Source organism: Thermocrispum sp., from assembly GCF_002919275.1.
GTDB classification, from domain to species: domain Bacteria; phylum Actinomycetota; class Actinomycetes; order Mycobacteriales; family Pseudonocardiaceae; genus Thermocrispum; species Thermocrispum agreste.
The window spans coordinates 141,596-150,461 of record NZ_PKFA01000067.1 but is presented as its reverse complement, the minus strand read 5'-3'; the positions used below and the strand labels follow the sequence as shown (position 1 = coordinate 150,461).

Annotated in this window: 10 protein-coding genes and 1 pseudogene; 5 read left to right on the top strand and 6 right to left on the bottom strand. The window is 69.3% G+C overall.

Features of this window, described 5'->3' with window-relative positions; translation table 11 throughout:
• Positions 1-37 precede the first annotated feature (37 nt).
• The 5 genes and pseudogenes from CXP56_RS18330 to CXP56_RS19120 form a co-directional block, all read left to right on the top strand.
• Complete coding sequence (locus tag CXP56_RS18330; protein ID WP_051309490.1) at positions 38-1,318, top strand: MATE family efflux transporter; 1,281 nt, start codon at positions 38-40, stop codon at positions 1,316-1,318.
• Between the two features lie 33 nt (positions 1,319-1,351).
• A complete protein-coding gene (locus CXP56_RS18325) occupies positions 1,352-2,242 on the top strand; it encodes a glycosyltransferase family 2 protein (protein ID WP_286902126.1) in 891 nt (296 codons plus the stop codon).
• On the top strand, positions 2,239-3,489 hold the full coding sequence (locus CXP56_RS18320) for a polysaccharide pyruvyl transferase family protein (RefSeq protein ID WP_286902123.1): 1,251 nt from the start codon (positions 2,239-2,241) through the stop codon (positions 3,487-3,489). Before CXP56_RS18325 ends, CXP56_RS18320 begins: the two co-directional genes overlap by 4 nt.
• Complete coding sequence (locus CXP56_RS18315; RefSeq protein ID WP_286902121.1) at positions 3,486-4,802, top strand: glutamate-1-semialdehyde 2,1-aminomutase; 1,317 nt, start codon at positions 3,486-3,488, stop codon at positions 4,800-4,802. Before CXP56_RS18320 ends, CXP56_RS18315 begins: the two co-directional genes overlap by 4 nt.
• Before the next feature lie 21 nt (positions 4,803-4,823).
• A pseudogene (locus CXP56_RS19120) lies at positions 4,824-4,961 on the top strand (VOC family protein); the annotation flags it as partial.
• Positions 4,962-5,245: 284 nt separating this feature from the next.
• Here the strand turns inward: CXP56_RS19120 and CXP56_RS18310 are convergent.
• The 6 genes from CXP56_RS18310 to CXP56_RS18285 form a co-directional block, all read right to left on the bottom strand.
• Positions 5,246-5,404 (bottom strand): hypothetical protein, encoded by a 159-nt coding sequence (locus CXP56_RS18310; RefSeq protein WP_156899051.1) that lies wholly within the window; start codon positions 5,402-5,404, stop codon positions 5,246-5,248.
• Positions 5,405-5,433: 29 nt separating this feature from the next.
• Entirely contained in the window at positions 5,434-6,936 is a 1,503-nt protein-coding gene (locus CXP56_RS18305; RefSeq protein ID WP_028846234.1) for a right-handed parallel beta-helix repeat-containing protein, read from the bottom strand.
• Position 6,937: 1 nt separating this feature from the next.
• Entirely contained in the window at positions 6,938-7,591 is a 654-nt protein-coding gene (locus CXP56_RS18300) for a phosphatase PAP2 family protein (RefSeq protein ID WP_028846233.1), read from the bottom strand.
• 77 nt (positions 7,592-7,668) lie between these two features.
• The gene (locus CXP56_RS18295) at positions 7,669-8,055 is read right to left on the bottom strand and encodes a type II toxin-antitoxin system VapC family toxin (protein ID WP_286902118.1); all 387 of its coding nucleotides are present in this window, start codon (positions 8,053-8,055) and stop codon (positions 7,669-7,671) included.
• A 105-nt stretch (positions 8,056-8,160) separates the two neighbouring features.
• Positions 8,161-8,511 (bottom strand): hypothetical protein, encoded by a 351-nt coding sequence (locus CXP56_RS18290; protein ID WP_286902116.1) that lies wholly within the window; start codon positions 8,509-8,511, stop codon positions 8,161-8,163.
• 81 nt (positions 8,512-8,592) lie between these two features.
• Complete coding sequence (locus tag CXP56_RS18285; RefSeq protein WP_286902113.1) at positions 8,593-8,853, bottom strand: hypothetical protein; 261 nt, start codon at positions 8,851-8,853, stop codon at positions 8,593-8,595.
• Between the last annotated feature and the right edge of the window lie 13 nt (positions 8,854-8,866).

The following is an 8,866-nucleotide window of genomic DNA, read 5'->3' as shown; positions in this document are numbered from 1 at the left end:
CGGGCAGCGGATCGACGGCGAGGCCGGTGAGCGCCGCATGAGCACCGTCATCCGGCTGACCTGGGGCCTGGCCGACCAGGCCGTGTCCAGCATGACCAACTTCGCCGTCGGCGTCTTCGTGGCCAAAGCGCTCGGTCCGGTGGAGTTCGGTGTGTTCAGCCTGGCCTGGGTCACCTACACCGTCGTGCTCAACATCTCGCGCGGGGTGTCGACCGACCCGCTCGTGGTCCGGTTCAGCGGCGTCGCCCCGGCGCGGTGGGGGTTGGCGGTGTCCCGGTCCACGGCCACCGCGCTGCAGGTGGGACTGGTCGCCGGAGCCTTGTGCGTCGCGGTGGGGCTGATCCTCGGCAGCACGGTCAGCGGATCGGTCGGCACCGCCTTCGCCGGCCTGGGTGTCGTGCTGCCCGCTCTGATGCTGCAGGACAGCTGGCGGTTCGCCTTCTTCGCCGCCGGGCTGGGCAAACGAGCCTTCGGCAACGACATGGTGCGTGGCGTGGCGCTGGTCCCGCTCATGGTGCTGGCAGCCCAGCACGGCAGCATGCTCGGTTTCCTGCTGGCCTGGGGTGGATCGGCGGCCGTCGCCGCCGGATACGGCTGGTGGCAGACCGGCCTCCGGCCCGCCTGGTCGGGGACCAGGTCCTGGCTGCACGATCATCGCGAACTCGGCCCGCGCTACCTGGTGGAGAACGTCTCCATCAGCGGTGCGACCCAGCTGCGCGCCTACGGGCTCGGCGCCGTCGCCGGGCTGGCCGACGTGGGCGCCGTCCGCGGTGCCGAACTGCTGCTCGGGCCGTTCCTGGCGGTGCTGATGGGGCTGAGCCTGGTCGCCGTGCCCGAGGCAGCGCGCATGCTGCGCCGGGGCAGGCGGCAGCTGGTGTCGTTCTGCCGCTGGCTTGGCGGCATTCAGGCCGGGGCCGCGCTGCTGTGGGGCGTCGCCCTGCTGGTTCTCGTCGACGACGATCTCGGGCGGCTGGTGCTGGGCGACGTCTGGCCGCTGGCCTCGGAACTGATCGTGCCGGTGACGCTCGACGTGGCCGCGGCGGGGCTGATGAACGGTGCCGCGGCGGGCGTGCGCGCGCTGGGCGCGGCGCGCCGGAGCCTGCGCGCTCAGCTGATCACCGCCGGTGCCTATCTCACCGCGGGCCTGGCCGGAGCGGTCGCCGGCGGGGCCGCGGGGTCGGCGTGGGGGGTCGCCGTCGCGCTCGGCCTGGGGGCGGCCGCGTGGTGGTGGCAACTCGCCGCCGGACTGCGTGAACACGACTTCGCCGCCGGGGTCGCAGCCGGCACCGGCGAATCGGCGGCCACCCGACAGCGATGACGACATGAGCGACCCGAGCGAAATGAGGACACCATGACTGCCGCACCCCGATTGAGCGTCGGCCTCCCGGTGTACAACGGCGAGAACTACCTGGCCAAGGCACTCGACGCGCTGCTGTCCCAGACCTACACCGACTTCGAGCTGATCATCTCCGACAACGCCTCCACCGACGGCACGCCGGAGATCTGCCGCAAGTACGCCGCGGCCGACTCCCGCATCAGGTATCTGCGCCAGGAGGTCAACATCGGCGCCGGGCCCAACCACAACGTGGTCGTCCAGTACGCTCGTGGCGAGTACTTCAAGTGGGCCGCGCACGACGACCTGTACGGCGCCGACCTGCTCCGCCGCTGTGTGGAAGCCCTCGACGAGATGCCGGACATCGTGCTGGCGCACGCCTACATGGGCACGGCAGGCGAGCACGGTGAGGTCATCGGCACCTACGACTACACCCTGGCCACCGATTCACCGTACGCCCCGGAGCGCTTCCGCAGCTTGCTGCTCACCGAAGGCGGAGACGACTTCTACGGCGTGATCCGCACCAGCGAGCTGCGGCGGATCGCACCGCACGCCAGCTACCACAACGCGGGACGGAAGCTGGTGATGGAGCTGTCCTTGCACGGGCCGTTCCACCAGGTACCGGAAGTGCTGTACTTCCGGCGCGAGCACCCGGGCCGGATCGAGAACTCCGGGTCGGTGCCGTCGGTGTGCGCCAAGCTGGAACCTCGCCGCGGTACGCAGTCCACTGCCCGGCTGTACGCCGAGTTCCTGGCCGGCCTGGTCCGTGCCATCTACCGAGCTCCGCTGTCCGTGGCCGATCGGCTGACGTGTTACCGCCATCTGACGCAGTGGCTTGCCCGCCGGGCCGGTGTGCGCCGTGCCGACGTCGCCGGCGCGCCCGCCGTGCTGCAGAACCAGGAGTCATGACCTTGCTCCGTTTCTTCCGGAAGAGGACGTCGCCCGGCGCGGCCCGGGTCGGCATGTTCGGCATCCTTTGTTCGGGCAACCTCGGTAACGACGGGTCGCTGGAAGCCGTCGTCACCGACCTGCGGGCCCGGTATCCCGATGTCCAGCTGGGCTTCTTCTGCATGGGGCCCGAGGAGGCGTCGGCCCGCTACGGTGCGCCGGCGACCTCGATGCAGTGGTACGAGGCGCATGCATGGTCGACCAGGGGTCTGCCGTCGGCCGTGCTCAAGATCGTCGGCAAACTGCTCGACCCGTTCCGCACGTTCGCCTGGGTACGCAAGTACGACGTGGTGATCGTGCCCGGCATGGGTGTGCTGGAGACGACGACCCCGGTGCGTCCGTGGGCGTTTCCGTACTCGCTGTTCTGGCTCGGCGTGGCGGCCAGGCAGTTCGGCACCAAGGTGGCGCTGATCAGCGTCGGGGCGAACGTGATCCGGGAACGCGTGACCCGGTGGTTGTTCGCCAAGGGGGCGCAGCTGGCGGACTACCGGTCGTACCGGGACGAGCTGTCGCGTGATGCGGTGGCCGACATGGGTGTCGACGTCTCGGCCGACAAGGTCTATCCGGATCTGGCCTTCGCGCTGCCGTCGCCCAGCCCCAGCAGGAATCCCGCAGGGCGTGTCGGTGTCGGGCTGATGGCCTACCGCGGCGGGAACGAGGACCGGCAGCACGCCGACGAACTGCAGCGCAACTACGTGGAGACGATGAAGAAGTTCGTGCACTGGCTGTTCGACGCCGGCTACGACGTCCGGCTCTTCCTCGGCGACGTGGAGGACGACGAGGTCCGTGTCGAGGTCCTGGCGGACGCGCTCCGCTACCGGCCGGACAAGGCCGCGTCCATCGGCGCGCCGCGAGCCACCACACTGGGCGAGCTGATGGAGCAGATGGCCAACGTGGAGATCGTGGTGGCCACCCGCTACCACAACGTGCTCTGCGGGCTGAAGCTCGGCAAGCCGACGCTGTCGATCAGCTACGCGGACAAGCACGACGTGTTGATGTCCGCCATGGGCATGGGCGAGTTCTGCGTGCCCGCGCGCTCGATCACCCTGGACGACCTGATCGACCGGTTCACCAAGCTGCAGGCCGTCCGCACCGAGCGCGCCGAACAGTTGCGCGAGCGCAGCAGGCAGGCCAGGGAGGAACTGGACCGTCAGTTCGCGGTGCTGGACCGGACGTTGTTCGCGAACCGAGCAAGGAGTTCGCCATGAATCACCCGCTGCCCAAGTCGGCCGAGCTCAACCAGCGCCTGCACGCGCTGATCCCCGGCGGCGCGCACACCTACGCCAAGGGATCCGACCAGTATCCGCAAGCGCTGGACCCGGTGATCTCCCACGGTCGCGGTGCCTACGTGTGGGACGTCGACGGCAATCGCTACATCGAATACGGCTCGGGGATGAAGTCCGTGACCCTCGGCCACGCCCACCCCCGGGTGCTCGCGGCGGTGCGCCGGGAACTGGACCGGGGCAGCAACTTCGTCCGGCCCAGCGTGATCGAAGCCGTGGCCGCCGAGCGGTTCCTCGCCACGGTGCCCACGGCGGAGATGGTCAAGTTCGCCAAGAACGGCTCCGACGTGACCACCGCGGCCGTCCGGCTCGCCAGGGCCGCGACCGGCCGCCGCCTGGTGGCGCTGTGCCGCGACCAGCCGTTCTTCTCGGTCGACGACTGGTTCGTGGCGACCACGCCGATGGCGGCTGGCATCCCCGACGAGATCGCGGCGCTGACCGTCACCTTCCCGTACGGCGATCTCGCCGCGGTGGAGGAGCTGCTGCGACGGCACCCGGACGACATCGCGTGCCTGGTGCTCGAGCCGGCCGCGATGCGCGAACCTCCGCCCGGCTATCTGCAGGGGTTGCGGCAGCTGGCGGACCAGTACGGCTGCCTGCTCGTCTTCGACGAGATGATCACCGGATTCCGGTGGTCGGCCTCCGGTGCGCAGGGTCTGTACGGGGTGGTGCCGGACCTGTCCACGTTCGGCAAGGCGCTGGGCAACGGCTTCGCCGTCTCCGCGCTGGCCGGGCGTCGGGACGTGATGGAACTCGGCGGGCTGCGTGATCACCGGGAACGGGTGTTTCTGCTGTCGACGACCCACGGTGCCGAGACGCATGCGCTGGCCGCCGCGGTGGCGGTGATGGACGTCTACCGGGAGCAGGACGTCGTCGGGAACATGCACGCGTTGGGGGAGCGGCTCGCTGCCGGGGTTCGCGAGGTCACCGAGGCCATGGGGGTGGGTGAGCACCTCGTGGTGCGCGGCAGGCCGTGCGCCTTGGTCTTCGCCACGCTCGACGAGAACAAGCAGCCGTCGCAGCAGTACCGGACGCTGTTCATGCGGCAGCTGATCCTCAACGGTGTCATCGGCCCGTCGTTCGTGGTGAGCAACGCCTTGACGTTCGCCGAAATCGACAAGACGGTCGACGTCGTCGCACAGGCCTGCGTCGTGTATCGGAAAGCGCTCGAGGCGGGCGACCCGACCCCGTGGATGGGTGGCCGTTCGATCAAGCCGGTTTTCCGTCGCTACGCCTGACGCCCGCCGCTAGGCGGCCGGATGGCTGAGGTACGACAGTCCCGGGTCACGTTCGATTGCGCCGACCCGAGAGCGGTGGCGGAGTTCTGGAAGGCTGCCTTGGCCATGTCGACCCGCCCGCTCTCAGGAGGTTCGGCTGGTGGGACGGCTTCGACGCTTCGCCGCCGTCGGAGGAACAGGGCGCGCTTGCTGGGCGTGCCAGAATCCGCCCGGCGTCGGCCCACGGCGGTTCCTCCGGCGCGTGCCGGAGGGCAAGGTGGTCGAGATCCGCCCGGCACGCCGTCCAGCCGGCCCAGGACCGGCGCACCGTGGACCCGGGACGAGCTTGCCCCTCCCGTTCACCCAGCACCAGCGCACCCGCGCACCCGGGACGAGCTCACCCCTCCCGTTCGCCCAGGACCGGCGAGCCGTGCCCGTGGGGCTGGCACCGCAGGCGGCCCCGGTCAGTCCAGGCGGATCTCATTGCCCTCGACGTCCTGCATGGTCAGGCACGACTCGTTGAAGGCGTCCGCGGTCTGCAGGTACAGCTTCTTGCCGTCGAGGCTTTCCAGCCGCGCGCACTCGGCCTCCAGCACCGCCAGCCCCGTGGCCGCGTAATCCACGCCGACACGGATGTCCAGGTGGACGCCGGTCAGGACGACCCGGGGTCCTGCCGGTAGGGCGCTGCCCGCCACTTGTCGAACGTCAGATACCTGCCCGGCTCGTAGCCCACCCACTGCCACGGCCCGCGGTAGCGGTTGTCGTACCACCGGTTGTCCTGGCGGAACGTGATCGCCTGCTGCACCCTGCGCCCGTGGTACGGGGACCACTCCGGCCAGGTCCCGACGTTGGCCACCAGCGCGTGCACGGCACAGAAGCGGGGTTCGCATCCATCGTCCACTTTGTCCGCGTCGAGGATGAACGTGTTGTCGTGGATTCGCAGACGCTGCGTCTTCCACCGACAGTCGTCGTACCACGGTTCACGTTCGATGGCTGACCCGGTGCAGCGGTCGCCCTCGTCCTCGCCGACCAGCAGCGTGCATTCCGACGTGGTGTTGGTGCCGCAGAACCGGTCGGAGTTCTCCCAGCCGACGACCCCGCCCCAGTTGTTGTCGAAGACGTTGCCGGTGACCTCCAGCACCGACGTTCTGGCTTGCACGCGGGGCTCACCACCGGCCTCGGACAGGTAGACGGTGCCGACCGGGAACCAGTCGTCCTGGTCGGCGAAGTCACGGCCTTCCCGCCACGTGTTGCGACGCAGCACGTTGTTGCGAATCGTGGCGTTGTAGCTGATCTCGTAGAAGATCGCCTGCGCGTCGTTGGCCTCGATCAGGTTGTCCTCGATGAGGAAGTCGTTGTTGTTGGTGTCGGCCCAGATCCCCGGCCCGTGGTTGCGGTGGATCCAGTTGCCGCGGATGTCGGCGCCGTCGACCGACCAGAACTTCATCGCGCCGGTGCAGCCGCAGCCGTCGACCTTCGCTTCCCAGTCGTCGGTGTTGTTGCCGGTGAACTCGTTGCCTTCCACCAGCAGGCCGGTGAGCTGGTTGCCCGCCTGGTAGGCGTTGAGCCCGTACTGGCCGTTGTGCGCGACGCAGTTGCCGACGATCCGCTGGCCCGAGCCGGCCATCATGGCTGCCCCTTTGTTCCGGGTGAACGTGTTGTGCTCGATCCGCCACCGGTTGCCGGAGTCGTGGTTGACCACGCCCTCGTCGCGTGGTGCCGCGAAGTTCCGCACGGTCAGATGCCGGATGGTCACGCCCGCCGCGTTGCCGCCGAACGCGTAGCGGTTGACTCCGCGTCCGTCCAGCACGGCGCCGGGAGCTCCGACGAACGTGGTGTCGTCGGCCGGGCCGATCTGGGCGAATTCGTCGTCGCCCAGCGTGTGCGTGCCGGGCGCGAGCCAATACGTGGTGCCGGGGCGGGCGAAGTCGACGTCGCTGTTGTCGCCCGCGGGGACCTCGACCGCTCCCGCGGGTGGCTTGGCCGGCCCCCGCAGGGAGCCGGTGCCGCACACCTTCCCGGCCGCCGCGGCCGGGGTTTCGTGCGATGCCGCCGCGCCCACGGGTGGCGCCGGGGCTCCGCTGTCGGCCGCCACGGCGACGCCGAGCCCGACGGCCACCACCGCCAGAACGATCCAGGGTGCCCGGCCTGCCATGTCATGTCCTTCCCAGCTGCGGTAGATGGTCGATGGCCCAGCCGGTGGCCGGGACGACGACCAGCGCCGCGCACAGCCCGCCGACGGTGTCGGTCAGGTGGTGGGACACGAGCACCGTCTGTGCCCAGCCCATGGCCACGCCGCACGCCAGGGCGGACCCCACCGCGACGACGGCGGCCTTCCGGCGATTCGCGGTGATCCGGCTTCCCACCAGCAGGCCGCCGACCAGGCCGACGGCGGTCAGCATCCCGGTGTGGCCGCTCGGGAAGGCCAGGTTGTCACCGTGGATCACGCGGCCGGTGAGCGGTTTGAGCGCCGAAGTCACGGCGACGGTCAGCACCGGCCCGGCGACGGCCAGGGCGGCGAGCCGTCGGTGGCCAAGCAGCCAGCACACGGCAGCGAGCGACGGGATGACGACGACCGCACCGAAGGGTTCGCCCAGCGCGTCGACGGCTACCGCGAGGGCGCGCAACGGTGGCTCGATGGCCGGGCCTTCCACTCCGTCGGTCGGCCACAATCGATGCCCGCTGACGTAGACGGCGGTCAGCGCGCTGAGCACCGTCGCGGCGAGCACGCCGGCGACGGACAGCAGCGGCCGCAACGTCCACGGCAGCGCAGGCGGGGCACCGGGGGACGTCGGGTTCCGGGAATGCATACCTGAACGTCGGAACTGCCGTCCGCCGCGTTTCCGTGCTCGCCGAGCTGTTTTCCGGGGCCGGGAACGGAACGCCTTCAGTGCGGTAGGAGTGTGAAGTAGGGCACGTGCCTCGGCTGCACCGTGTGGAATCCTCGGTTGTCAATCGTCGCCACCGTGGTGACCCGCAGCCGCTCCGCGACGGCGATGACTGCCGCGTCGCTCCCACCGAGAGGGAGATCGGCATACTTCAGTACGAGTTCGGCCATGCGGCGGTCATCGCACTCGACCAGCTCGACCGGAACGAACTGGCCGTCAGCCAACGATCGGAGAAGGCTGGCTTCGACCTGTGCGGCTGCATGTTCACCCAGGTGGCAGCACACTTCGGCGACTGTCGGGGACGGGACGAGAAGCGGTGCCGGACGGGCGGCCTCCCCGCCGTCCGAGCAGCGCTCCGACGGAGCCGGCGAGGGCGGTCGCCGCACTCGCAATCGGTTTCAGCGAGCTCGCCGAACATTGCTACCCACCGGCTGTGATCAGGGTGCCTTGTGAGCTCGGCAGCAATGAGGGGCCGCTGCCACGAACACCTTTCACTTACCGAAATCGTCGCCGAGGAGTTCCTTTGCGTGCGCACCGATCGCCGATCCGTCACCTTCGTCACCGGAGAACCACTTGGGTGGCCATTGGCGAGCCTTGGTGCCAGGAACGTTCCCGGACTTCTCTTTGTGGCTGTTGGCCCTGGTGAGCTGGAAAGTGACCGCAGTTTTCACTTCGCGGACAGTGTGGAGGCGTTGCATTCGGCGGCCACCGGTCCGGCGGGGCAATGACACGACCTTGCTGACGGGGGTACTCAGCGCAGGCGTCATTTTTCCCACGACCGTGTCAGTCGTGGTTGCGGTGACGACGTGGTTCGGACCGTCCGCAGAGACTGCGATCGTCATGCGGTGTCCTGTCGGTGGCGTCATCGTGCCGGTCCGCAACCTGCTGCAGCAGGTCGATGAGTTCGCCGACCCGCTCACGCGTCAGGTAGTAACGGCCATGCACGTCCACCGGCAGCCTCCCACCCAGATGGGATAGCTCTCTTGCTGTCCGGCCGCGTCCGTTGCGGAGACGACCGGAAGAAAAAGGGCACAGGACGAGGTGGATGCCGTCGGGTTGTTGCCCGACATCGCTCCCAGCTGCACCATGAACTGATTGACTGGTTGCACGAGCAGCGTCGTGGCGTGAGTCCAGCCGACTTTGAGCCGGACGTCGGCCTCAGCGAGGTGTTCGTCCTGGGTCACCCGGCGAGTGTTG

What these genes read in the sequence shown, in the direction of transcription:
- CXP56_RS18330 (WP_051309490.1), top strand. Translation starts at nt 38, where the DNA reads ATGAGCACCGTCATCCGGCTGACCTGGGGCCTGGCCGACCAGGCCGTG.
- CXP56_RS18325 (WP_286902126.1), top strand. Translation starts at nt 1,352, where the DNA reads ATGACTGCCGCACCCCGATTGAGCGTCGGCCTCCCGGTGTACAACGGC.
- CXP56_RS18320 (WP_286902123.1), top strand. Translation starts at nt 2,239, where the DNA reads ATGACCTTGCTCCGTTTCTTCCGGAAGAGGACGTCGCCCGGCGCGGCC.
- CXP56_RS18315 (WP_286902121.1), top strand. Translation starts at nt 3,486, where the DNA reads ATGAATCACCCGCTGCCCAAGTCGGCCGAGCTCAACCAGCGCCTGCAC.
- CXP56_RS18305 (WP_028846234.1), bottom strand. Translation starts at nt 6,936, where the DNA reads ATGGCAGGCCGGGCACCCTGGATCGTTCTGGCGGTGGTGGCCGTCGGG.
- CXP56_RS18300 (WP_028846233.1), bottom strand. Translation starts at nt 7,591, where the DNA reads ATGCATTCCCGGAACCCGACGTCCCCCGGTGCCCCGCCTGCGCTGCCG.
- CXP56_RS18290 (WP_286902116.1), bottom strand. Translation starts at nt 8,511, where the DNA reads ATGACGATCGCAGTCTCTGCGGACGGTCCGAACCACGTCGTCACCGCA.